General features: G+C 66.9%; 23 protein-coding genes. 18 read left to right on the forward strand and 5 right to left on the reverse strand.

The features are described 5' to 3' along the window. Positions 1 to 17: 17 nt before the first annotated feature. Genes secY through map form a run of 3 tightly spaced genes read left to right on the forward strand, consistent with a single transcriptional unit; the run spans position 18 to position 2,670 of the window. Positions 18 to 1,331: a preprotein translocase subunit SecY gene (gene secY, locus ROP_RS30815; protein WP_005239668.1), complete on the forward strand. Its 1,314-nt coding sequence runs from the start codon at positions 18 to 20 to the stop codon at positions 1,329 to 1,331. Next, positions 1,328 to 1,873: an adenylate kinase gene (locus ROP_RS30820; protein ID WP_015889923.1), complete on the forward strand. Its 546-nt coding sequence runs from the start codon at positions 1,328 to 1,330 to the stop codon at positions 1,871 to 1,873. The genes secY and ROP_RS30820 overlap by 4 nt, the downstream gene beginning before the upstream one ends. Next, complete coding sequence (map, locus tag ROP_RS30825; RefSeq protein WP_015889924.1) at positions 1,873 to 2,670, forward strand: type I methionyl aminopeptidase; 798 nt, start codon at positions 1,873 to 1,875, stop codon at positions 2,668 to 2,670. The genes ROP_RS30820 and map overlap by 1 nt, the downstream gene beginning before the upstream one ends. 17 nt (positions 2,671 to 2,687) lie before the next feature. Here the strand turns inward: map and dtd are convergent, their stop codons facing one another. Next, a complete protein-coding gene (gene dtd / locus ROP_RS30830; RefSeq protein WP_015889925.1) occupies positions 2,688 to 3,125 on the reverse strand; it encodes a D-aminoacyl-tRNA deacylase in 438 nt (145 codons plus the stop codon). 265 nt (positions 3,126 to 3,390) lie between these two features. Here dtd and infA point away from each other — a divergent pair, with 265 nt between their 5' ends. The 9 genes from infA to ROP_RS30875 all read left to right on the forward strand — a co-directional run bounded on the left by infA (position 3,391) and on the right by ROP_RS30875 (position 8,734). Beyond that, on the forward strand, positions 3,391 to 3,612 hold the full coding sequence (infA, locus tag ROP_RS30835; protein ID WP_003418601.1) for a translation initiation factor IF-1: 222 nt from the start codon (positions 3,391 to 3,393) through the stop codon (positions 3,610 to 3,612). 87 nt (positions 3,613 to 3,699) lie between these two features. Further along, the gene (gene rpmJ, locus ROP_RS30840; RefSeq protein ID WP_003938068.1) at positions 3,700 to 3,813 is read left to right on the forward strand and encodes a 50S ribosomal protein L36; all 114 of its coding nucleotides are present in this window, start codon (positions 3,700 to 3,702) and stop codon (positions 3,811 to 3,813) included. A gap of 221 nt (positions 3,814 to 4,034) precedes the next feature. Next, positions 4,035 to 4,409 (forward strand): 30S ribosomal protein S13, encoded by a 375-nt coding sequence (rpsM, locus tag ROP_RS30845; RefSeq protein ID WP_005239677.1) that lies wholly within the window; start codon positions 4,035 to 4,037, stop codon positions 4,407 to 4,409. Then, complete coding sequence (rpsK, locus tag ROP_RS30850; protein ID WP_005239680.1) at positions 4,409 to 4,822, forward strand: 30S ribosomal protein S11; 414 nt, start codon at positions 4,409 to 4,411, stop codon at positions 4,820 to 4,822. Before rpsM ends, rpsK begins: the two co-directional genes overlap by 1 nt. A gap of 22 nt (positions 4,823 to 4,844) precedes the next feature. Next, positions 4,845 to 5,450, forward strand: coding sequence for a 30S ribosomal protein S4 (rpsD, locus tag ROP_RS30855; RefSeq protein ID WP_005253863.1), 606 nt, complete (start codon positions 4,845 to 4,847; stop codon positions 5,448 to 5,450). Positions 5,451 to 5,566: 116 nt separating this feature from the next. Beyond that, positions 5,567 to 6,628, forward strand: coding sequence for a DNA-directed RNA polymerase subunit alpha (locus ROP_RS30860; protein ID WP_005239684.1), 1,062 nt, complete (start codon positions 5,567 to 5,569; stop codon positions 6,626 to 6,628). A 27-nt stretch (positions 6,629 to 6,655) separates the two neighbouring features. Then, complete coding sequence (rplQ, locus tag ROP_RS30865; RefSeq protein ID WP_015889926.1) at positions 6,656 to 7,219, forward strand: 50S ribosomal protein L17; 564 nt, start codon at positions 6,656 to 6,658, stop codon at positions 7,217 to 7,219. 5 nt (positions 7,220 to 7,224) lie between these two features. Then, complete coding sequence (gene truA / locus ROP_RS30870) at positions 7,225 to 8,118, forward strand: tRNA pseudouridine(38-40) synthase TruA (protein WP_193384875.1); 894 nt, start codon at positions 7,225 to 7,227, stop codon at positions 8,116 to 8,118. A gap of 49 nt (positions 8,119 to 8,167) precedes the next feature. Further along, entirely contained in the window at positions 8,168 to 8,734 is a 567-nt protein-coding gene (locus ROP_RS30875) for an NADPH-dependent FMN reductase (protein WP_015889928.1), read from the forward strand. Here the strand turns inward: ROP_RS30875 and eccE are convergent. After that, complete coding sequence (gene eccE / locus ROP_RS30880) at positions 8,731 to 10,380, reverse strand: type VII secretion protein EccE (RefSeq protein ID WP_015889929.1); 1,650 nt, start codon at positions 10,378 to 10,380, stop codon at positions 8,731 to 8,733. The genes ROP_RS30875 and eccE overlap by 4 nt on opposite strands. A gap of 112 nt (positions 10,381 to 10,492) precedes the next feature. Here eccE and eccB point away from each other — a divergent pair, with 112 nt between their 5' ends. Then, on the forward strand, positions 10,493 to 11,983 hold the full coding sequence (gene eccB, locus ROP_RS30885; protein WP_015889930.1) for a type VII secretion protein EccB: 1,491 nt from the start codon (positions 10,493 to 10,495) through the stop codon (positions 11,981 to 11,983). A gap of 10 nt (positions 11,984 to 11,993) precedes the next feature. Here the strand turns inward: eccB and mycP are convergent, their stop codons facing one another. Beyond that, on the reverse strand, positions 11,994 to 13,385 hold the full coding sequence (gene mycP, locus ROP_RS30890; protein ID WP_015889931.1) for a type VII secretion-associated serine protease mycosin: 1,392 nt from the start codon (positions 13,383 to 13,385) through the stop codon (positions 11,994 to 11,996). Next, positions 13,382 to 14,854, reverse strand: coding sequence for a type VII secretion integral membrane protein EccD (gene eccD / locus ROP_RS30895; protein ID WP_015889932.1), 1,473 nt, complete (start codon positions 14,852 to 14,854; stop codon positions 13,382 to 13,384). The genes mycP and eccD overlap by 4 nt, the downstream gene beginning before the upstream one ends. A 285-nt stretch (positions 14,855 to 15,139) precedes the next feature. Between eccD and ROP_RS30900 the strand changes: the two genes are divergently transcribed. The 4 genes from ROP_RS30900 (at position 15,140) to ROP_RS30915 (ending at position 21,304) form a co-directional block, all read left to right on the forward strand. Continuing rightward, positions 15,140 to 19,141, forward strand: coding sequence for a type VII secretion protein EccC (locus tag ROP_RS30900; protein ID WP_015889933.1), 4,002 nt, complete (start codon positions 15,140 to 15,142; stop codon positions 19,139 to 19,141). Continuing rightward, the gene (locus tag ROP_RS30905; protein ID WP_231869011.1) at positions 19,123 to 20,523 is read left to right on the forward strand and encodes a type VII secretion-associated protein; all 1,401 of its coding nucleotides are present in this window, start codon (positions 19,123 to 19,125) and stop codon (positions 20,521 to 20,523) included. Before ROP_RS30900 ends, ROP_RS30905 begins: the two co-directional genes overlap by 19 nt. Positions 20,524 to 20,655: 132 nt before the next feature. Beyond that, positions 20,656 to 20,973, forward strand: coding sequence for a WXG100 family type VII secretion target (locus tag ROP_RS30910; protein ID WP_015889935.1), 318 nt, complete (start codon positions 20,656 to 20,658; stop codon positions 20,971 to 20,973). A 43-nt stretch (positions 20,974 to 21,016) separates the two neighbouring features. Beyond that, positions 21,017 to 21,304: a WXG100 family type VII secretion target gene (locus ROP_RS30915; RefSeq protein WP_015889936.1), complete on the forward strand. Its 288-nt coding sequence runs from the start codon at positions 21,017 to 21,019 to the stop codon at positions 21,302 to 21,304. Positions 21,305 to 21,383: 79 nt separating this feature from the next. Here ROP_RS30915 and ROP_RS30920 read toward each other — a convergent pair whose 3' ends face one another. Continuing rightward, positions 21,384 to 21,836: an Lrp/AsnC family transcriptional regulator gene (locus ROP_RS30920; protein ID WP_015889937.1), complete on the reverse strand. Its 453-nt coding sequence runs from the start codon at positions 21,834 to 21,836 to the stop codon at positions 21,384 to 21,386. Positions 21,837 to 21,917: 81 nt separating this feature from the next. Here ROP_RS30920 and ddaH point away from each other — a divergent pair, with 81 nt between their 5' ends. Continuing rightward, entirely contained in the window at positions 21,918 to 22,835 is a 918-nt protein-coding gene (ddaH, locus tag ROP_RS30925; RefSeq protein WP_043826894.1) for a dimethylargininase, read from the forward strand. Positions 22,836 to 22,837 lie beyond the last annotated feature (2 nt).

The following is a 22,837-nucleotide window of genomic DNA, read 5'->3' on the forward strand; positions in this document are numbered from 1 at the left end:
TCGTGCCAGGAGGATCTTTGCTTTCCGCCTTCGTCTCGGCCCTCAGGACCCCGGACCTGAGGCGGAAGATCCTCATCGCGCTCGGTCTCGTTGCGCTGTATCGCATCGGCGCGGTGATCCCGTCGCCGGGCGTCGACTACGGCAACGTGCGAGCCTGCGTCGATCAGCTGTCGGGCGGCGACTCCGCGGGCATCTACTCGCTGATCAACCTGTTCTCCGGCGGTGCACTGCTGCAGCTGTCGATCTTCGCGATCGGCATCATGCCGTACATCACGGCCAGCATCATCGTCCAGCTGTTGACGGTCGTCATTCCGAAGTTCGAGGAACTCCGGAAGGAAGGCCAGTCCGGCCAGGCGAAGATGACGCAGTACACGCGCTATCTGTCGATCGCACTCGCGATCCTGCAGGCCACCGGCATCGTGGCGCTCGCGTCGCGCGGCCAGCTGCTGCAGGGATGCCAGGAAGAGATCATCGCCGACAAGAGCATCTTCGGCCTCGTGATCATCGTGCTGGTCATGACCGCGGGCGCTGCCCTCGTCATGTGGTTCGGCGAGGTCATCACCGAGCGCGGAGTCGGCAACGGCATGTCGCTGCTGATCTTCTCGGGTATCGCGTCCCGCCTGCCCTCCGAGGGCAAGGCCATCCTGGACAGCCGCGGGGGACTGATCTTCGCGATCATCTGTGTCGCGGCGCTCGCCATCATCGCCGGCGTCGTCTTCGTCGAGCAGGGGCAGCGGCGCATCCCGGTGCAGTACGCCAAGCGCATGGTCGGCCGCAAGATGTACGGCGGTTCGTCGACGTACCTGCCGCTCAAGGTCAACCAGGCCGGCATCATCCCGGTCATCTTCGCGTCCTCGCTGCTGTACCTGCCGAACCTCATCGCGCAGCTCACCGGTGCCACGTCCTCGGCCGATCCCAGCTGGTGGCAGCGGATCATCAACGAGTACCTGGTGAATCCGAACAACCCGGTGTACATCGTGATCTACTTCGCGCTGATCGTGTTCTTCGTGTTCTTCTACGTCGCGATCACGTTCAATCCGGAAGAGCGCGCCGACGAGATGAAGAAGTTCGGCGGCTTCATCCCCGGTATCCGCCCGGGTCGCCCCACCGCGGACTACCTGAATTACGTGCTCAACCGCATCACCGTTCCCGGCTCGATCTACCTGGGTCTGATCGCGGTGCTGCCCCACTTCTTCCTGTCCGGAAGCCAGACCTCCAGCAGCATCTTCGGTGGTGCGGCCGTGCTGATTCTCGTCAGCGTCGCCCTGGACACGGTCAAGCAGATCGAAAGTCAATTGATGCAACGTAACTACGAAGGGTTCCTCAAGTGAGACTTGTCCTCCTTGGTCCTCCCGGTGCAGGCAAGGGCACCCAGGCCGCGATTCTGTCCGAGAAGCTCGGCGTCCCGCACATCTCGACGGGCGACCTGTTCCGCGCGAACATCGGCCAGGCCACCCCTCTCGGCCTCGAGGCGAAGAAGTACCTGGACGCCGGGGACCTGGTTCCCAGCGAGATCACCAACAACATGGTGAAGGCCCGCGTCGGCGAGCCGGACGCGGCCAACGGCTTCCTGCTGGACGGCTTCCCCCGGACCGTCGACCAGGCCCAGGCGCTCGAGGCGATCCTGGCCGAGCTGAACACCAAGCTCGACGCAGTGCTGTCGTTCATCGTCGACGAAGACGTCGTCGTCGAGCGGATGCTGGCCCGTGGCCGCGCCGACGACAAGGAAGACGTCATCCGCAACCGGCTCCGGGTGTACCGCGAGGAGACCGCGCCGCTGCTCGATCACTACAAGGAGCAGCTGGTGACCGTCGACGCCCTCGGTGAGGTCGACGAGGTCAACGCTCGCGCACTGGCAGCGCTGGGCAAGTAATGGGCTTCGGGCGTAAGCGCAAGGTCGTTCCGTTCCGGACCGCGGGCGAGCTGGACGCGATGGCGGCCGCCGGTGCCATCGTCGGTGCTGCTCTGGTGGCGGTCCGCGAAGCGGCGAAGCCGGGTGTGAGCACGCTCGAACTCGACGAGGTGGCCGAGTCGGTCATCCGCGGCGCCGGCGCCGTGCCGTCGTTCAAGGGCTACCACGGGTTCAGCGGGTCGATCTGTTCGTCCGTGAACGATCGCGTGGTGCACGGGATTCCCTCGGCAGAAGACATTCTCGCCGAGGGAGACCTCGTCTCCATCGACTGCGGCGCCATTCTGGACGGTTGGCACGGCGACTCTGCGTGGACCTTCGGCGTCGGCGACATCATCGAAGCGGACGAGCAGCTCAGTGAGGCCACCCGGCTGTCGATGGAGGCGGGGATCGCGGCGATGCTGCCCGGCAACCGGCTCACCGACATCTCGCATGCGATCGAACTCGGCACCCGCGCCGCCGAGGTCGCGCACGACCGCAAGTACGGCATCGTCGACGGCTACGGCGGTCACGGCATCGGCCGGGAAATGCACATGGAGCCGTTCCTCGCCAACGAGGGAGCCCCGGGCAAGGGGCCCCAGCTGGTGGTCGGATCCGTTCTCGCGATCGAACCGATGCTGACCCTCGGCACCACGGATACCGTTGTCCTCGAAGATGATTGGACCGTCGTGACCGCGGACGGCACCCGTGCCGCCCATTGGGAGCACACGGTCGCCGTCACCGACGACGGACCGCGCATCCTCACCCTGCGTCCGGAGTAGCGACCGCCTGCGGGGTTCTACACGTCGATCAGCAGCGTCACCGGGCCGTCGTTGACGAGGCTGATCTCCATGTGCTCGCCGAACACACCCGTCTCGACGGTTGCGCCCAGCTCGCGCAGGGCGCCGGTGAACTCGTCCACCAGTGGTTCCGCCACGGGCCTCGGCGCCGCGGCGGACCAGGACGGGCGCCTGCCCCGGCGGGTGTCCGCCATCAGCGTGAACTGACTGGCGACGAGCACCGGTGCGTCGAGGTCGGCGGCGGACTGCTCGTTCTCCAGGATGCGCATGGTCCACACCTTCCTCGCGAGCAGAGCCGCCTTCGCCTCGTCGTCCGTGTGGGTGACGCCGACCAGGACGAGCAGGCCGTGGCCGCCGGCCGGGGGAGTGATCCGTCCCACCTCGTCGCCGTCCACCCGGACCGACGCGGACGTCACTCGCTGAACCAGGGCGCGCACGTACACCGTCCTTCGAGTCGTGACCGGGTGGGTCGGGACGCGGAATTCTCGTGGACGAGTGGGTCCGCCCGGGGACCGCATTTGGCCTGGTGAGCAATTTCCCGTAACATGGATCAACGGTGCGCTATGCGTGCCGGTTGTCTGCGTGCCCAGTGCCGGATTCGATCCGGATTGTTCATGTTTCGGCCGGTGAAGATCCCATTGGGCGCCACGGTAACGGAAACAGATGCAATAAGCACGCCAAACCACATGGATCGCGGAGGATATGGCTAAGAAAGACGGGGCCATCGAGGTCGAGGGACGAGTAGTCGAGCCGCTGCCCAATGCGATGTTCCGCATTGAGCTCGAGAACGGCCACAAGGTTCTCGCCCACATCAGCGGAAAGATGCGTCAGCACTACATTCGCATCCTCCCGGAAGATCGCGTTGTCGTAGAGCTCTCGCCCTACGACTTGTCGCGCGGACGCATCGTTTACCGGTACAAGTAAAAGCTTCCCCGCCCGACCAGGTCGGGGAGAAGTACGTCCGCTGCGGCTCTGCGTAGTGGGCTGCCACAAAACAGGAGATCAGAAGACGTGAAGGTTCAGCCGAGCGTCAAGAAGATCTGCGAAAAGTGCAAGGTGATCCGTCGTAACGGCCGGGTCATGGTGATCTGCGAGAACCTGCGCCACAAGCAGCGTCAGGGCTAGATCTCCGCTTTTCGAGGATCTGCTTGGCAACAAGCAAAGATGACCTCCCAGCACCAGCCAGTACTTCCGGCTTTCGAGCAGGTACTGGTTCACCCCCGGCACGGAGGCCGGGGCCCCACTGAGTTAGTTGAAGCATTGTCGGTCGCGAGACCGCCGACGTTTGAAGAGGCACAGGGGATGGACTGGGAGCAGACCTCCGCACACCGATAGGAAATGCCGACATGGCACGTCTCGCAGGTGTCGATCTTCCCCGTGAAAAGCGGATGGAGATCGCACTTACTTACATCTACGGCATCGGCCGTACCCGCTCCAAGGAGATCCTGGACGCCACCGGCGTCAGCCCGGATCTGCGGAGCAAGGATCTCTCGGACGAGGATCTGGCCAAGCTCCGCGAGTACATCGAGGAGTCGCTGAAGGTCGAGGGTGACCTTCGCCGCGAGGTTCAGGCCGACATCCGACGCAAGATCGAGATCGGCTGCTACCAGGGCCTGCGCCACCGTCGTGGTCTGCCCGTGCGTGGTCAGCGCACCAAGACCAACGCCCGCACCCGTAAGGGTCCGAAGCGCACCATTGCAGGCAAGAAGAAGGCGAAGTAATGCCCCCCAAGTCACGTAGCACCGGTCCGAAGAAGACCCAGAAGGCGCGTCGCAGGGACAAGAAGAACGTCCCGCACGGCGCCGCTCACATCAAGAGCACGTTCAACAACACCATCGTGTCCATCACGGACCCCGCCGGAAACGTGATTTCCTGGGCGTCCTCGGGACACGTCGGCTTCAAGGGTTCGCGTAAGTCGACCCCGTTCGCCGCCCAGCTGGCCGCAGAGAACGCAGCCCGCAAGGCGCAGGAGCACGGTGTCAAGAAGGTCGACGTCTTCGTCAAGGGCCCCGGCTCCGGCCGTGAGACCGCGATCCGCTCGCTTCAGGCCGCAGGCCTCGAGGTCGGCACCATCTCCGATGTCACCCCCCAGCCGCACAACGGCTGCCGTCCGCCCAAGCGGCGTCGGGTCTAGCGGGAAGGATAGGTAGAAGAAAATGGCACGTTATACCGGACCCATCACCCGCAAGTCGCGTCGTCTGCGCGTCGACCTCGTTGGAGGCGACCAGGCGTTCGAGCGTCGTCCCTACCCGCCGGGCCAGCACGGCCGCGCGCGGATCAAGGAGAGCGAATACCTGCTCCAGCTGCAGGAGAAGCAGAAGGCTCGCTTCACCTACGGCGTCATGGAGAAGCAGTTCCGCCTGTACTACAAGGAGGCGAACAACCGCCCCGGTAAGACCGGTGAGAACCTGCTCCGCATCCTGGAGTCGCGTCTCGACAACGTCGTGTACCGCGCCGGACTGGCTCGCACCCGCCGCCAGGCCCGTCAGCTGGTCACGCACGGTCACCTTCTCGTGAACAACAAGAAGGTCGACATCCCCAGCTACCGCGTCTCCCAGTACGACATCATCGATGTCAAGGAGAAGTCGCTGTCCACGCTTCCCTTCCAGGTTGCGCGCGAGACCCAGGGCGATCGCCCGATCCCGGGTTGGCTGCAGGTTGTCGGTGGACGTCTCCGGGTTCTGGTTCACCAGCTTCCCGAGCGTGCGCAGATCGACGTTCCGCTGCAGGAACAGCTCATCGTCGAGTACTACTCGAAGTAGGCCTGTCGACTCGTGCGCCTTTCCGGTAGTTCCGACTACCGGAAAGGCGCACGGGCACGAAGTGCCTTTCCCATCGTGGGCGTCAAATAGCGGACGCCCGTACAGGAGGAAATCCAATGCTCATTTCTCAGCGACCCACGCTGACCGAAGAGGTCATCGCTGACAACCGCTCGAAGTTCGTCATCGAGCCCCTCGAGCCAGGCTTCGGGTACACCCTCGGCAATTCGCTCCGCCGCACGCTGCTCTCGTCGATTCCCGGCGCTGCTGTCACCAGCATCCGCATCGATGGCGTTCTGCACGAGTTCACCACAGTTCCCGGTGTGAAGGAAGATGTCACCGACATCATCCTGAACCTCAAGGGCCTCGTCGTGAGCTCCGAAGAGGACGAGCCGGTCACCATGTACGTCCGCAAGCAGGGCCCCGGCGCTGTGACCGCAGGCGACATCGTGCCCCCGGCCGGCGTCACCGTGAACAACCCGGATCTGCACATCGCCACCCTGAACGACAAGGGAAAGCTGGAGATCGAGCTCGTCGTCGAGCGCGGTCGCGGCTATGTCCCCGCCGTCCAGAACAAGGCGTCCGGCGCCGAGATCGGCCGTATCCCGGTCGACTCGATCTACTCGCCGGTGCTCAAGGTCACCTACAAGGTGGAGGCCACCCGTGTCGAGCAGCGCACCGACTTCGATCGGCTCGTGCTCGATGTGGAAACCAAGAACTCCATCACCGCTCGGGACGCGCTCGCTTCTGCGGGCAAGACCCTGGTTGAGCTCTTCGGCCTGGCCCGTGAGCTGAACGTCGAAGCAGAAGGCATCGAGATCGGACCCTCGCCCGCCGAGGCCGATCACATTGCTTCGTTCGGACTGCCCATCGAGGACCTGGACCTGACGGTCCGTTCCTACAACTGCCTCAAGCGCGAGGGTGTTCACACCGTCGGTGAGCTTGTCGGCCGTACCGAGTCCGATCTGCTCGACATCCGCAACTTCGGACAGAAGTCCATCGACGAGGTGAAGGTCAAGCTGCATTCGCTCGGCCTGGCCCTCAAGGACAGCCCCGCATCCTTCGATCCCACCACCGTTGCCGGCTACGACGCCGCCACCGGAACGTGGAGCGACACGGACGCCGGTTCCTTCGGTGATGCCGAGGGCACCGAGGACTACGCCGAGACCGAACAGCTGTAGCTCACGGTCCTTTACTAGGAGATCATCATGCCCAAGCCCAAGAAGGGTGCCCGCTTCGGCGGGTCGGCTTCGCACCAGAAGGCGATCTTCGCCAATCTGGCTACCGCGCTCTTCGAGCACGGCCGCATCACCACCACGGAGTCCAAGGCCAAGGCCCTGCGCCCCTACGCCGAGAAGCTCGTCACGCACGCCAAGGCAGGAACCCTGGCGCACCGTCGCGAGGTTCTGAAGGTCATTCGCAACAAGGATGTCGTGCACACCCTGTTCGCGGAGATCGGCCCGTTCTACGCCGATCGTGACGGCGGCTACACCCGCATCATCAAGACGGTCCCCCGTAAGGGCGACAACGCGCCGATGGCGATCATCGAGCTCGTCAAGGAGAAGACCGTCACCTCCGAGGCCGACCGCGCCCGTCGCGTGAAGGCATCGCAGGATGCGCCGGCTGCTGCTCCCGCCGAGGAGAACGTCGTCGAGGCCGTCGAGGCCGAGGCAACCGACGCCGAGGTCGAGAACGCTGACGCCGTCGTCGAGGCCATCGAGGACGAGACCGCGGCCGACGCTCCCGAGGCCGAAGAGGCCAAGAAGGACTAGTCCACTTGGTTTCGGCACACGCTGAATCGAACGAGCCCGTCGTCCCCGAGAGGGACGGCGGGCCCGTTTCGTATGAGACCTGTCGCTTGCGCCTGGACGTCGCGTACGACGGAACGGACTTCTCCGGGTGGGCCCGCCAGAACGGCCTGCGCACCGTGTGCGGGGAGATCGAGGAGAAGCTCGGCGCCGTCCTGCGCTCGCCGTTGCAGCTCACGGTGGCGGGGCGGACCGACGCCGGCGTCCACGCCACCGGTCAGGTCGCGCATGTCGACGTTCCGGTCGAGGCCCTCCCGGACGAGCCGTCCCGGCTGGTCCGCAGACTCGCCCGATTTTTGCCGAAGGATGTGCGGATCAAGCAGATCTCCTTCGCGCCCGAACACTTCGATGCACGGTTCTCCGCCATGCGGAGGCACTACGAGTACCGCCTGACGTCGGCGGTCTACGGTGCCGACCCGCTCCGAGCCCGGGACACGGTGTCGTATCCGAAGATCCTCGACCTCGAGCTCATGCGCTCGGCGTCCGCGACCCTGCTGGGGTTGCACGACTTCGCGGCGTTCTGCAAACGCCGGGAAGGCGCCACCACGGTCCGCGATCTGCAGCGTTTCGATTGGGAACGCGACGGCGACGTGTTCACGGCGTTCGTCAGCGCCGACGCGTTCTGCTGGTCGATGGTGCGCAGTCTCGTCGGTGCGGTTCTCGCCGTGGGGGAGGGCCGCCGCGATCTCGACTGGATCGAGGGGCTGCTCCGGGAGACGTCGCGGTCGAGTTCGATTCTCGTGGCCCCCGCACACGGACTGTGCCTCGTGCGCGTCGACTACCCCGAAGCCGCGGATCTGGCGGCACGCAATCGGATCACCCGGGATGTTCGGACCGTACCCGGCGGCTGCTGCGGAGACTGAAGTCTGATCGTCGACCTCCAGGATTACCCCGGAATGAAGGAGCGTGCTCATGACCGCAGGCGAGCCCGTCCGGCTCGAGATCATCATCGGGTCGGTCAGGGTCGGCCGGATTGCTCCCGTCGTTGCCGGCTGGTTCGCCGAACGCGCGCGCGCCTACCCGGGACTGGACGTGGGGGTCATCGACCTCGCCGACACACCGCTGCCGCAGGATCTCGGCGAATCCCCGGTGACGGACGAATTCCGCGAGCGGGTGGGCCGAGCCGACGGATTCGTGGCCGTCACTTCCGAGTACAACCACGGTTACCCTGCGGCGCTGAAGACCGCGTTCGACAGTCTCAAACACGAGTGGCGTTCGAAGCCCATCGGTTTCGTGTCCTATGGCGGGCTGGCCGGCGGGCTCCGGGCCACCGAACAGCTACGTCAGGTGGTGGCCGAACTGCACATGGTGTCGGTCCGGCAGAGCGTGAGCTTCCACCGCGTGCGCAAGAGATTCGACGACCACGGGCAGACCACCGACGGCGCCGCCATCGACTCGGCGGATCGCATGCTGGCCCAGCTGGTGTGGTGGGCCGACGCGGTCCGGGTGCAGCGCGAGACGTCGCCGTATCCCGGCTAGTACTGGAAGACGGGCGGATACTCCTCCACCGCACGCGGGCGGCCGATGAACGCCGTCTCGGACGAGATCGTGACGAGCATCAGTTCGATGCTCGTCCCGCCCGTCGACAGGAGAATCCGGTCGCCCAGCGCATTCGGCTGGACAATGGACAGGTCCGGTTCGGCGCCCGGCCATTGACTCGGCTCCCCGTACAGGTAGATCGCCGTGACCCCGGCGCGGGGCGGCAGCGCATCGACGCCGTCGAACACCACCGTGTTGAACCTGCTGTCGGACTGCGGGCTCCGACCGGCGATGCGCAACCGGTCGGGTGTGGCGATGGAATCGATCAACGACGACCACGCGTCCGGCCGATCGGTGTGGATGAGCACCCGGGCACCTGTCGCGACAGCACGGAACACGAGTTGCTGGGCGAGGTACAGTTCGCCCGCCACATAGACCATGCCGACGCCGGGACCCGCGATGCGAGCGGTGATTCCGTGGCCGTAGTCGTCGGAGCCGATGAGCTGTCCGCACCCCGCCGGTGGCAACTGCAAGCCCCGCAGATCCTGGACGGACATGTCGGTCAACGGCATCACGTCGTCGAGATCCGACATCGCGACAGGGAGATTGGACAGCAGCCCGTCCCTGTGCCTGCCCTGCATCGAGACGAGCCCGGGAATAGCGAGCGGCTCGGGCATCGTCCGGGTGGTCACCCGGCAGGCCGCACCGATCTTCACCTGCCCGTCGTACCCGCTGGGACGGAGCCGGATCGTCACGGTCGTGCCGAGGCTCGACGGGACCCACAGCTTCGCCAGCAGATCCCTGGTGAGGTACCGCGGGTCGACGCCGTAGCCGGTGTTGCACACGCCGGGCAGCGGCGCCTGCTTCCACGTCTGCGTGAACGTCTTCGGGTCGACGCCGCGACTGATCTGCAGTGCGGCGGATTCGATCTCCGGGGCGGTGAGAATCCGTGCGCGGCAGCCGGAATCGGCGAGAGCGCGCACGACCCGGCCGGCCGCGATCGTGATCGCGCGGGAGGCGCCGTCCTCGCCGCCGCCTCGCCGCGCCACAGCCGCGACGCTCTCGGTGGCGTCGAATCGCAGGGCGAGCCAGACCATCCGGGTCGCAGTCGCCGGCAGCGGACCGACCAGCCTGTCGTACACGTCGGTTGCGGGCGTGCCCGCCGCGGCGCGATAACCGTGGCTGACGATGTCGATTCCGGTCAGCGAGATGTCGTGCTGCACGAGGCACGCGGCGAGCGCGTCGGTCGGGAGTTCGTGCGTCGTCTGAAATCCGTCACGGGTGATCTGGGTGAGACTGCCCGCGGGAGGAAGTACCTCGACGACGGCGACCACGTTCCCCCCGTCCCAGCGGAGCCCGACGGACTGGCCGGTCGGCGCCTGGAAACCGACGGTGCGGGACTCCGTCCGCCCAGGTTCCGTGCAGTACCGCCAGTACGTCCGCGCCCAGTCCAGGCTCGACCAGCCGCCCACCCGGACGAGTGCGCCGACGACGAGGACGAGGGCAAGTGTGGCGGCGCCCCACCAGACCAGCCCGCACAGCGAGGCCACGACTCCACCGGTCACTCCCAGAAGTTGCGCGATGATCACCTCGGTGGCCGAAAACCGAAGAGACGACGGCCGACGTGTGACGCGTGAACGGTTCATGGTTCCTCCCCCGAATACCTGAACCCAGCAGACCCGTACCCGTCCGCCGTGAAGATTGTCGATGGAACTGTACTGTGTCACCCCGAGCGCTGTGCAGCACGGGGGAGGAACAATGGCTGTAACACCCACTACCCGGTGGCAGGTCAACGGGTATCGTTTTCTGGTCCGAAGGATGGAGCACGCGCTGGTGCGTCGCGATGTCCGAATGTTGCACGATCCCATGCGGTCGCAGTCGCGCGCACTCGCGGTGGGGGTCGTGATCGCGTCGCTCGGCCTCGCCGGGTGCGCCGCGCTCGCGCTGTTCCGTCCGCAGGACAAGATCGGCGACGCGTCGATCGTCGTCGGCAAGGATTCGGGCGCAATGTTCGTCGTCACGGGCGACACGCTCCGTCCCGTACTGAATCTTGCGTCCGCCCGGCTCATCGTCGGAAAGCCCGAGAATCCGGTGATCGTCAAGGAATCCGAACTCGACACCCGCCCGCGCGGTGCCCTCGTGGGGATCCCCGGCGCACCGTCGGCGCTGCCGGCCGGAGATCCCGCGGCGAAGACACCGTGGACCGTGTGCGATTCGATTGCGGCCGACGGAAATCTCTCCGTCACAACATCGGTCATCGTCGGCGAGACCGAGGGCTCCGACGGCGGCGCGACCCTCACCGGAGATCAGGCGCTGCTCGCGTCGACTTCCGACGCGTCGTACCTGATCTACGGGGGCAAGCGGGCCAGGGTCGATCTGGACGACCCGGCGGTCACCCGCGCGCTGGGACTCGAAGGCGCGCGCCCGCGCCCGGTGAGCAAGGGCCTCGTCAACGCCGTTCCCGAGGTGCCGCCACTCGCGGCTCCCGTCATTCCGGACGCCGGGAGCAGCCCTCGGTACCCGTTGCAGGACAAGGTCGTGGGATCGGTGTTCACGGCACTGATCGGTTCGGAGACTGCCCACTATGTGGTCCTTCGCGATGGAATTCAGAAGATCAGCTCCGCCGTCGCGAATCTGATCTTCCTGTCGGACTCACACGGCGACACCGAGATGTCGAGCGTCCCGCCGGACGCCACCAAGCGAATTCCCTCGGTGGAACAGCTTGCGGTGGACAGCTTCCCCGAGTCGGCGCCTGCGATCGTCGATGCCTCCGACAGTCCCGTGAGCTGCCTGACGTGGAAGCCACTCCGTGCACCGGACGAGACCGGCGCGAGTGGTCCGGCGGCCGAACTGTCGCTGGTCGCGGGCCGTGCCCTCCCGATCCCCGGCGACGCCCGCGCGGTCGAACTGGCCCAGTCGGACGGCGCGGGCGACAACGCCGACACGGTCTATGTTCAGCCGGGAACCAGCGGATTCGTGCAGTCCACCGGCATCGAGCCCACGAGCACCCGACGCGACAGCAAGTTCTTCGTCGCGGACACGGGAGTGCGGTTCGGCATCCCGGACAAGGACGCGGACAAGGACTCTGCAGCGGCATTGGGCCTCGACGGTGCCCAGCCACTCGCGCCCTGGCAGATTCTCGGCCTCCTGGCGCAGGGCCCCTCGCTCGGGAAGTCGTCGGCGCTCGTCGCACACGACGGAGTCGCACCCGACCTCGACCCTGCCGCTGTCGCGTCCGGATCCAAGTGAGCCGGTTCGGTCAGTGCCGGTCGGCCGCCGAGCGGAACCGGCGGCGGAGCGGGAACGACGCCAGAACGCCGAGCACGAGCAGTGCACCCAGCGTTCCGGTGGCCGCCACAGCGACGTCGCGCGGCCGATGGTCCGGGGGAGCCGCGGCCGGAAGCGCCTCGATCGCGACGGAATTCGACTGATCGACGGTGACGCCGTCGAGGGGAACGTCGGCGGTGACTGCCGCCAGCGGATCGATGATCCCGTGCCCGACCGACGGATTCCACCCCTCTGCCGGAGCATGCGCCGTGGCCTCGATACGGGCCATGACCTGCCTCGCAGACAGTTGCGGGAAGCGCGACCGGACCAGGGCGACGGTTGCCGAGACGTACGGGGCGGCGAAACTCGTCCCCTGCACCGGCTCCGCGTTGCCCTCTGCGCCGTACGTAGTGTTCGTCAGATCGCCGGTGGTCGGGTGCAGCGAAGTGAGACCGGTTCCGGGAGCTGCGACGTCGACCCACGGACCGGCCAGGCTGAAGTTGCTCGGTGACCCGTTCGCGTCGACGGAGCCGACGGTGAGCACGTAGTCGTCGTACCAGGCGGGGCTGGCGATGGTACTCACGGAGTCCGACAGATCGGCGCCGGGCCGGAGGGGGTCGACCGGTGGATTCTGAATCTTGCAGTTCCCGGAACCGAAGTTGCCTGCCGCCGCGACCACCACGGCGTTGTGCACCGTGACGGCGTACTTCACGGCAGCCCCCACGTACCGGTCGCTACTGCCGATCCCCTCCGCAGCGGTCTTGCACGCGACCTCGGAGATGTTGATGACGGTCGCACCCCGGTCGGCCGCACGCCGGATCGCGGTCGCCATCGTCTCGACGTTTCCGTATCCGCCGACCGTGTTGCCCGCGTTGTCGATCTCGTCGGCCTGGCCGACGGGACTGTACGCAGTGCTCGACTGCCGGATGGACATGATCCGCGAATCCGGTGCGCCACCGGAAAAACCGGAGCCGGGCACCTGCGCGGCACCGATCAACCCGGCGACCAGCGTGCCGTGCGCGTCGCAGTCGACCGTTCCGGTCTCCGTTCCCACGAGGTCGCCGCCGTCCTCGAGGCCGGGGAGTCGGGGGTGCCGCGAGACGCCGGTGTCGATCACCGCGACGAGCTGACCGGCGCCCCTGGTGATCGGCCAGACCGACTGGAAATCGAGATCGCGCTGTGCCGCAGGCACGTCGGGGCTGTCCGGTACCCGCACAGCATCTTTGCAACTGCGGCGTAGCTCGGCCTTCTGGCGGTCCTTCGGGGGAAGAAGTCCGTCCTCCACGGGAGCGGGCACCACAGCCGCCGCGCCGCCCTGCCCCACGGCGGCGGTGACCGCCACGATCGCGGCGGCCAGGACGACGCGGGTGATCCGGCGCCTCACAGTCCACGCATCAGCGAGTAGAGGCCGGTCACCCAGCACACCAGCGGGACGATCGACGCGATCACCGCCAGATCGATGAGCTCGGCCACCCGCCGCATCACGGGCGAGAACGTCTGGCGCGGGGCGAGGATTCCCAGTACCAGCCCACCGACGGCGAACAGGATCGCGACCGCGAACGACGCGATCGCGAAGTCTGGCACGGCGACAGCGGCGCCGGTGAGTAGCAGAACCAGTATCGTCACCCCGCCTGCGATCAGCGGAACGGCCTGCTCGGCGCTGCTGTACGTGCGTCCCCGGAACATCAGGACGGTGGCGGTGGCGACGGCGAGAGAGAGTCCGGGCCAAAATATTCCATCGTGCACGCCGGGGTGTGCCGCGAGGAGCGCGCCGGTCACGGCGAGTGCTGTCATCGCGCCGACCAGGCCCGTGAGGTATTTGTGGGCACGTGCGGCACGCTGTGCGAGCGAGTCGAACGAAGGCATCGTCACCTCGTCGTCCGGGTCGTCCTCGGACGGATCGACCGACGTGCCCGGCGCGGGGACGGGAGGCAGCGGAAGCTTCGCAAGCAGTATCGACACCCGGGCCGAGAAGGCGAGTCCGATCAGCGCCGCCGCGACGACACCCGCGCCGACACCGGCGATCGGGTTGCCGAACAGCGTGGCGACGAGGGCAGCGATCGAACCGAACAGGGACGTCACCGACAGCGCCGTGAACAGTCGCAGCCCGGCACCGCCCAGCCTCAACGCCAGAATTGCGGTGGTGCCCGCCAGTGCGAGACCGAGGAGCAGGTGCGCAGCGCCGAGATCGCCGGGCACGAACAGCATTCCCGCGGCGAACGAGAGGGGAACGGCGCACCCGCTGAGTACTACGGAACTGGGCGCGTCGCCGTAGACGCGGGCGGTGACCGCGCCGGCGATCAGGAACAACAGGGCCGCGGCGACGGCACAACCCGCCCCCAGAAATCCCTCCGTCCCCGCCCCGGACCACAACAGCGCGAACGAGCCGACGACGGTGCCGAGCACGGCGGCAACGGAGCCGACGACCCGCGCGGAGCCACGGGTCCACTCGCGGTCGCCCTCGACGTCGGCGATCGCCACGTTGTACATGATGTCGTCGAACAGTGGCGGAGGTGCGCTGGCGTGCACACTCTGGAGCACGAGGAGATCGCCGTCGCGGATTCCGTGCTCGTGCAACGTCAACGTGGTCGAGAGCGGCGAGTGCCCGATCTTCGCGAGAACCCACTCGCTCGGTTCGTACTGCTCGAGGGAGTCGTCGAAATCGTTGGTACTGCGATTGGTGCGGATGGTGTCGACGATCCCCGGGACGAGGATGGCGAGCGGCACACCGAACGGCACGGCCATGTCGACCTGCGAATGCTTCGACAGGACGGTGATGCGGCACAGATCGGCCGCGGCACCGGGACGGGTGGACGAGGCGGATCCCCGCGATTCGTCATGGGTGACGGACACTACGATTTCCCCCAACTCTTCCGACGCACAACCCCATCTGCGCCGTTACGACACCGATCGACGACCGGTCACGGATCGTCATCCGATTTGATCACGGGTGACCTTACGACACTGCGGGCGGCGCCTCCAGTGTCCGTCAGGGCGCCGGCCTCCTATATGCCCGATCGCCTGTCATGGGTTAGTGTCTGACTTCGCGGATCGAGCCCAGGGGGGCGGACCCGGAGTTTCGGGTTCGGATCGGCTGCACGGTTTTTTCGGGGCGGTTGTAGTCATGGGGGGCGGGTAGTGAGCACTATTCTGTTCGTGCGCAAAGCGCGACGGGAAGTTCCACGCATTCCGGGCGGCGAAGTGAGCTTGCAGGCTCCGCCCGAGATTCCACGTCTGGTTCCCGGAAACCTCCTGACCAAGCTCCTTCCCGTGGTCATGGTCGTCGCCATGGTCGGGATGATGGCCCTGATGTTCTCTTCGGGCATGGCCCGCAACCCGATGTCGATGCTCTTTCCCGTCATGATGATGGTGTCGATGCTCGGCATGCTGGCCGGCGGCGGTCGTGGCGGCCCGAAAGCGGCAGAGGCCAACGAGGACCGCAAGGACTACCTGCGCTACCTGGATCAGCTGCGGCGCGACGTCAACGAGACCGGCGAGCAGCAGCGAAAAGCGCTCGACTGGAGTCACCCCGAACCCGGTCTGCTGTGGACCCTCGCAGGCACGGCGCGCATGTGGGAGCGCCGCATCACCGACCCCGACTACTGCCACGTGCGCGTCGGCCGGGTAAGCCAGCGCCTCGCGACCCGTCTGATCGCGCCGGAGACCGGACCGGTGGAGGATCTGGAACCGGTTGCAGCGGTGTCGCTCCGTCGCTTCGTCCGCGCGCACTCCGTCGTTCAGGATCTGCCGACCGCGGTGTCGCTGCGCGGGTTCGCGGCCATCTCCGTGGAAGGGGACCGCGGTACCGCACGGTCCCTGGTGCGGTCGATGCTCATGCAGTTGTGTGCATTCCACGGCCCGGACAACCTCCTGGTCGCCGTCGTGTGCGGCCCCGACACGGAGCACGAGTGGGACTGGGCGAAGTGGCTGCCGCACGCGCAGCATCCGGACTCGTCCGACGGTGTCGGTTCGTCCCGCATGATCTACGGCTCGATCCTCGAACTCGAATCTGCGCTCGGCCCCCTGCTGTCGATGCGAAACCGGTTCTCGCGCAACGCGCCCGCCGCGCCCGGTGTTCCGCAGTTCGTCATCGTCGTCGACGGCGGGATTCTCGAGGGCGAATCGGGGATGATCACCGACGGCGGGGTCGACTCGGTGTCCGTTCTCGACATCAGCAAATTCTGCCCGCGATTGACGGCCACGCGTGGCCTCCAGCTCGTCGCGCAGGACGGATCGCTCGGCGCCCGCAGCGGGGCCGGAGTGGAGATGTTCGCGACAGCGGACCTCGTCAGCGCTCACCAGGCGGAAACGCTGGCGCGGCGGCTCGCGCCGTACCGGACGGCGTCGCAGTCGGCAGTGGACGCCGGCGACGATGACCAGCCGGTGCAGACGTGGAGCCAGATGCTCGGAATCGGCGACGTCGGCCGTCTCAACCCGGATCACGCGTGGCTGCCCCGTCAGGGCCGCGACCGGTTGCGGGTCCCGATCGGTGTGGGAGTGGACGGTCACCCGGTCGAGATCGACCTCAAGGAGTCGGCCGAGAACGGAATGGGGCCCCACGGCCTGTGCATCGGAGCCACCGGTTCCGGTAAGTCGGAGTTCCTGCGGACGTTGGTGCTCGGGCTGATCTCGACGCATTCGCCCGACGTGCTCAACCTCGTCCTCGTCGACTTCAAGGGCGGCGCCACGTTCCTCGGTCTCGAGGAAGCGCCGCACGTGGCCGCGGTGATCACGAACCTCGCCGAGGAACTCGCGATGGTCGACAGGATGCGGGACGCCCTCGCCGGTGAGATGAACCGACGCCAGGAACTCCTGCGCTCCTCCGGGAACTTCGCGAACGTCACCGAATACGAGAAGGCCCGCCAGGCCGGCGCCGACCTCGACCCGCTGCCCGCCCTGTTCATCGTCGTCGACGAGTTCTCCGAACTGCTCAGTCAGCAGCCCGAGTTCGCGGACCTCTTCGTCGCCATCGGTAGGCTCGGCCGGTCGCTGCACATCCACCTGCTCTTGGCGAGTCAGAGGCTCGAAGAGGGCAAACTGCGGGGTCTCGACAGCCACCTGTCGTACCGGATCGGCCTCAAGACGTTCTCGGCCAACGAATCGCGCACCGTGCTCGGTGTGCCGGACGCCTACCACCTGCCCGCGACTCCGGGCGCCGGATACCTCAAATGCGATTCCGCGGAGATCGTCCGCTTCCAGGCCTCGTACGTGTCCGGCACCTACGAGGGCGGGCGGGCCGACAACGTGCGGCACCCCGGTGCGGCGGCGACCCCGTTGCGGCCCAGGATCTTCACGGCCGCACCCGTCGCCGCCGACGTGGTCGAGATCCCCGACGAACCGCAGTCGCTCCACCTGACCGAGGAGGCGGCGGAAACCCGCACTACCATCGACGTCGTCGTCGAACGGATCAAGGACCGCGGACCGCGCGCTCATGAGGTGTGGCTGCGGCCCCTCGACGCCGCGCCGACGCTCGACCAGATGCTGCCGAGGTCCGTTCTCACCGAGCCGGTTCCCGCGCTGAGCTCGCTGCGTGCACCGATCGGGATCATCGACAGGCCCTACGACCAGCGGCGCGACCCGCTCATCGTGGACCTGTCCGGGTCCACCGGCAACATGGCGGTGGTGGGCGGACCGCAGTCGGGCAAGTCCACTGCGATCCGCACGCTCATCACGTCGCTCGCCGCCACCCATTCGGCGGAGCAGGTGCAGTTCTACTGCCTCGACTTCGGTGGCGGCACGCTCGCCGGACTGTCGGGACTGCCGCACGTCGGTTCGGTTGCCAACCGCCTCGACGTGGACCGGGTGCGGCGCACCATCGCCGAGATGAACACCGTCGTCCGGCAACGCGAGGAGCGTTTCCGCGAACTCGGCGTCGAGTCGATGGCGGAGTTCCGGCGTCTGCGCGCCTCCGACCCCGGTAGTGGCGGCGCGGCTGCGGGGGTCGCGCAGGACCCGTTCGGCGACGTGTTCCTCGTGATCGACGGTTTCGGCAGCATCCGACAGGATTTCGAAGCTCTCGAACAGCAGATCACCAACCTTGCGTCCCAGGGGTTGTCGTACGGCGTGCACGTCGTCCTCACGGCTTCACGGTGGGGCGAGGTCCGTCCCGCGCTCAAGGATCAGCTCGGCACGCGCATCGAGCTGCGGCTCGGCGATCCCTCGGATTCCGACCTCGGTCGCAAAACCGCGGCACTCGTTCCCGAAGGCAGGCCCGGGCGCGGCATGACCCGCGACAGCCTGCATCTGCTGGTCGGGTTGCCGAGGCTCGACGGGAGTTCGGATCCGACCGACCTGGCAACCGGGGTGGCGCACGCGGTGTCGGCCGTCGCCGCCGCGACCCACGGCAGACCCGCTCCGGCGGTGCGAATGCTGCCGGCTCAGATCGCCCGCGAAGACCTGCTCCACGCGGCCGGGGGGTGGCCGTCCTACCTCGATCCCGCGCAGGCATGTCTGCAGATTCCGATCGGCCTCGACGAGGCCGATCTGGCCCCGACGTTCCTGAACTTCGCCGAGCAGCCCCACTTCCTGGTGTTCGGCGACACCGAATGCGGTAAGACGACGCTCCTGCGGAACATCTGCGAGGGCATCATGGCGTCGAACACGAGCAAACAGGCGAAGATCATTCTCGGCGACTACCGGCGCACGATGCTGGGTGTCGTCGAAACGGCGCACCTCGCTTCGTACGCACCGTCCGAGGACGTGCTGGGCACGAACATGAAGGATCTCGCCTTCCTGCTGAAGGAGCGCATGCCGGGCCCCGGTTTCAGCCGCCAGCAGCAGCGCGACCGGTCCTGGTGGTCGGGCCCCGAAATCTTCGTCGTGATCGACGACTACGACCTCGTCGTGACGTCGAGCGGCAACCCCGTCTCCGCGATCGTCGAATTCCTGCCGCACGCCCGTGACATCGGATTCCACCTGATCATCGCGCGACGCTCCGGCGGTGCGGCACGGGCAATGTACGAGCCGGTCATCGCACGCTTGCGTGATCTGCAATCCACGGGCCTCGTGATGAGTGGCAACCGGGAGGAGGGCAACCTCATCGGCACCGTTCGTCCGAGCGCGATGCCTCCCGGGCGCGGAACGCTGGTCAACCGTGCGGGTACCGGCCTGATCCAGCTCGCGTGGATGCCCCCGCTGTGATGTCGTCGGTCGCGATTCATCTCACTGAATCCGGCATGTGGTCCTGCGTGCGGGGCGTGACGAGGGCGGTGCACGAGACGACGCCGCTCTGCTTCGTCGAGGACGAGAACGTCGACGTCGACGGTGGCCTTCTCGCGGTGTCCGACGCGCTGACCGCGGTGTTCCGGTCTGTGACCGGCGGCGCGGGAGAGGCGTCGCCGATCGCGACGGCGGTACTGTCGCACCCGACGGAGTGGGGTTCCGCGCGACGGGACGTGCTGGCCGCCGCGGGTTCCCGGGTTGCCGCCGACACGGTGCTGGTTCCGGTCGCCGTCGTGACGGCCGAGGCTGCAGCGTCGTCCGGTGGTCGATGGCTGGTGCTCGAAAGCCGGGCCGTGGGCGCCACGGCCAGTTACGTGGTCGGTGAGGTCGGCGGATACCGGGTCGTCGCATGCGAGCACGACCCGTCGCTCTGCGCCGACGAGGGGATCGACGAGTGGGCTGCGGCGATCGTGGAACTCGGCGCGCGGGCCCGCGGCGACCGCCCCGTCGACGGACTACTCCTGACGGGGGCCGGCGATTCGCAGGAGCGCGCATCGATGCGGGACGCCGTGATCGCGGTTGCGTCCGTCGACACCGATGTTCGGATCGTCACCGGAGAAGAGATTGTCCGGGCACTCGCCACCAGCGTGGTCGATGTCGACGAAGTGCCGACGACAATGGCTGTGCCGCAGGCGAACTGGCTCGAACCCGCACTGCAGGGGTCGGATCGCGGGGACCGACGGAACGTGCGGCCCACGTTCCTCGCGGTGGCTGCGGTGCTGGCGGTGGTCGTCGGTGCCGTTCTCGTCTTCACACTTCAGAAGCCTGATGCCGGTACCGAAACGGTCCGCGCACTCGACGCGAGTGCGGCACCGGTCGCCCCGACGCTCACGCGGTCCGCGGTGCCGACGACCACCGCGGCCGACCCGAGCCTCGTGGTCGGCGGCCTTCGCGTGACGCTGCCGAGCGGGTGGAAGGAGCGGGCACCCGCCGCGTCGACCTCGTCGCCGCCCCGGCTGGAGTTGGTGCCCGTGGGTGGTGCCGACCGGCGAATCATCATCACGCAGAACTCGGTTCGAGAGGGTTCCGGATACGACGAGGTGGCGGCGACGCTCGCGTCGAAGATTGCGCAGCGCGGCCGGCCCGAACTGTTCGGCGAGCTCGAGCGCGACGTCGTGTTCGGGGGCCGGCCCGGCATCGCGTACAGCGAGTTCCCCGACGAGAGCTCCGTAGTGCGCTGGCACGTCCTCGTCGAACGGGACCTCCAGGTGAGCGTCGGCTGCCAGTTCCTGGCCGAGGAGTGGGAATCGATCGAGAGCGCATGCGAAGACGTCGTGCGGTCGCTGGTGATCGTCCGGTGACCGCGTTCTCTTCGCGGGAAAGTCTTCCACAGAGGTGGAACCGATTGGGCGGAAGACGCGTCCAATCATGTGTAGGGGTGAATTCGGGCAGTCCAGTGGGGGCCGCCGCACCGAGAGCAGAAGGAGTCACACATGGCGGGAGTTGTTACCGATGTCGGCCAGATGGAGGTCGCGGCCAATCACGTGCAGACGGTGAACAGCCAGCTGCAGGGCACGATCAACAGCCTCAAGGGCCGTTGCGAGGAGTCGTCTTCGGCATGGCAGGGTGGAGCGCAGACCGCGTTCATGAACCTGATGGCTCGGTACGGAGATGCGTCGCGCCGTATGCAGGAATCGCTGGACGAGATTGCGGTGAAGATCCGCGAGAACGGCAAGGGCTACGACGCCGCCGAGCAGGCCAACCAGGATGCGATCCATTCGGCCGGAGCCTCGGGTTCGCTCGACATCTGACGCCGGCACCGAGAACAGTTACGAAGCTCGAGGGGAGCACCGAATGTCTTCATTGAAGTACGGATTTGCCGAGTTGCAGGCGCTGGCGAGCGACATCAAGTCGAACGAAGCGAAGCTGCGCGAGACGCACGACGAGCTCAAGGGCTACGTCAACGGCCTGGTGGCGCAGTGGGAGAGCGGTGCGCGGGACAACTACCAGGCTGTGCAGGCCAAGTGGGACAGCTCTCACGAGGATCTGCTCCAGGTCCTGCAGACGATCGCGAAGGTCGTCCAGGACGGCGCCATCGACATGCAGACCGCGGAAGACCGGAACGCCACGGCCTGGCTCTGATCGTCACATGACACGTCGCGTGCCCCGGCAATCCACGGTTGCCGGGGCACTGTCGGCTTCGCCGTGTACGACGAGTGGGTCAGTCGGCGGGCGGTATCAGGCGGCTGAGGACGACGCTGCTCTTGGTCTGGAGGACGGCAGGCTCCGACCGCAGGTTTTCCAGCGTGCGTTCGAGGTGTGCGGTGTCGGTGGTCCGGACGCGGAGCAGGGCGTTGGCGTCGCCGGTGACGGTGTACGCCTCCTGAACCTCGGTGTGGCGGGACACGATCCGCGCGATCTCGACGGCCGACGTGCGACCGCTGCAGTACAACTCGACGAACACCTCGACACCCGGGCCGAGGGCTCGCGGATCGACCGCCGCATGGAATCCGGTGATCACTCCGGACTCGACCAGACGATCGACCCGGCGCTTCACGGCCGGTGCGGACAGCCCGACCTCGGCGCCGATCGTGGCGAAGCTTGACCGTGCGTTGCGCTCCAGTCGCGCAACGATCCGCCGATCGAGCCTGTCCAAGCGCAACGAATCGTCCATGTGATGGAACGCTAGCGCATTGATCAGGCCTTTTGGTGGGTGGATACTGATGTCACCGACACCGATCGAGGGGGAGTGGAGATGGGGCCCACCGCTGATATCGAGTCCGAGAGCCCGTACGAGGAGCCGGCGGTAGCGCCGGGCGACGCCGCTCGCGCCGTCCGCCACGCCCACCCACGGACTTATTTGATGTGCCCGCCGACGTATTTCGACGTCGTCTACGCCATCAACGACTGGATGCGCCCCGGTGAACCGGTGGACCGGGACCGTGCGATGTCGCAGTGGTCCGCACTTGCGGACACCTACCGGCGGCTCGGCCACGAGGTGCTGACGATCGACCCCGTCGAGGGGCTCCCGGACATGGTGTTCGTCACCGACAGCGGACTCGTCGTCGACGGGGTCGCTCTCGGCGCCCGGTACCGGACCGCCGAGCGACGCCCCGAGGCCGAACACGTGTTCCGGTGGTTTCGGGACAACGGGCTGGTCAGACCCACCCTGCCACGGTACGTCAACGAGGGGGAGGGCGACTTCCTCGTCGTCGGCGACGTGATCCTCGCAGGCACCGGGTTCCGGTCCGACCCACGGTCGCACGCCGAGGCGTCGGCACACCTCGGTCGTCCGGTGGTCACCCTGAACCTGGTGAATCCCCGCTACTACCACCTCAACACCGCACTGGGCGTGCTCGACGACAGCACCATCGCGTACCTGCCCGCCGCGTTCTCACGAGACAGTCGCGAGGTGCTCGAGCGGAGGTTCCCCGATGCGGTGATCGCCACCGAGACGGACACCGACTGGCTCGGACTCAACCTGGTCAGCGACGGTGCCAATGTGGTGCTGCCCGTACAGGCTTCGCACCTCGCGGGACAGCTGTCGGACCGCGGGTACGAACCCGTTCCGGTCGACTATTCGGAATTCCTCAAATCCGGTGGCGGAATCAAGTGCAGCACTTTGGAGCTCCGCGGGTTCCGCGGGATCCGGGACACGGAAAGTCAGGGGTGACC

Origin of the sequence: Rhodococcus opacus B4 (assembly GCF_000010805.1) — a bacterium.
Lineage (GTDB): Bacteria > Actinomycetota > Actinomycetes > Mycobacteriales > Mycobacteriaceae > Rhodococcus_F > Rhodococcus_F opacus_C.

Coding starts and splice junctions, on each gene's coding strand:
- ROP_RS30920 (WP_015889937.1), bottom strand. CDS start 21,836: ATGGACGATTCGTTGCGCTTGGACAGGCTCGATCGGCGGATCGTTGCG.
- eccB (WP_015889930.1), top strand. CDS start 10,493: ATGGCTGTAACACCCACTACCCGGTGGCAGGTCAACGGGTATCGTTTT.
- ROP_RS30915 (WP_015889936.1), top strand. CDS start 21,017: ATGTCTTCATTGAAGTACGGATTTGCCGAGTTGCAGGCGCTGGCGAGC.
- rpsK (WP_005239680.1), top strand. CDS start 4,409: ATGCCCCCCAAGTCACGTAGCACCGGTCCGAAGAAGACCCAGAAGGCG.
- ROP_RS30910 (WP_015889935.1), top strand. CDS start 20,656: ATGGCGGGAGTTGTTACCGATGTCGGCCAGATGGAGGTCGCGGCCAAT.
- rpsM (WP_005239677.1), top strand. CDS start 4,035: ATGGCACGTCTCGCAGGTGTCGATCTTCCCCGTGAAAAGCGGATGGAG.
- rplQ (WP_015889926.1), top strand. CDS start 6,656: ATGCCCAAGCCCAAGAAGGGTGCCCGCTTCGGCGGGTCGGCTTCGCAC.
- ROP_RS30875 (WP_015889928.1), top strand. CDS start 8,168: ATGACCGCAGGCGAGCCCGTCCGGCTCGAGATCATCATCGGGTCGGTC.
- rpsD (WP_005253863.1), top strand. CDS start 4,845: ATGGCACGTTATACCGGACCCATCACCCGCAAGTCGCGTCGTCTGCGC.
- ROP_RS30860 (WP_005239684.1), top strand. CDS start 5,567: ATGCTCATTTCTCAGCGACCCACGCTGACCGAAGAGGTCATCGCTGAC.
- ddaH (WP_043826894.1), top strand. CDS start 21,918: ATGGGGCCCACCGCTGATATCGAGTCCGAGAGCCCGTACGAGGAGCCG.
- eccE (WP_015889929.1), bottom strand. CDS start 10,380: ATGAACCGTTCACGCGTCACACGTCGGCCGTCGTCTCTTCGGTTTTCG.
- map (WP_015889924.1), top strand. CDS start 1,873: ATGGGCTTCGGGCGTAAGCGCAAGGTCGTTCCGTTCCGGACCGCGGGC.
- infA (WP_003418601.1), top strand. CDS start 3,391: ATGGCTAAGAAAGACGGGGCCATCGAGGTCGAGGGACGAGTAGTCGAG.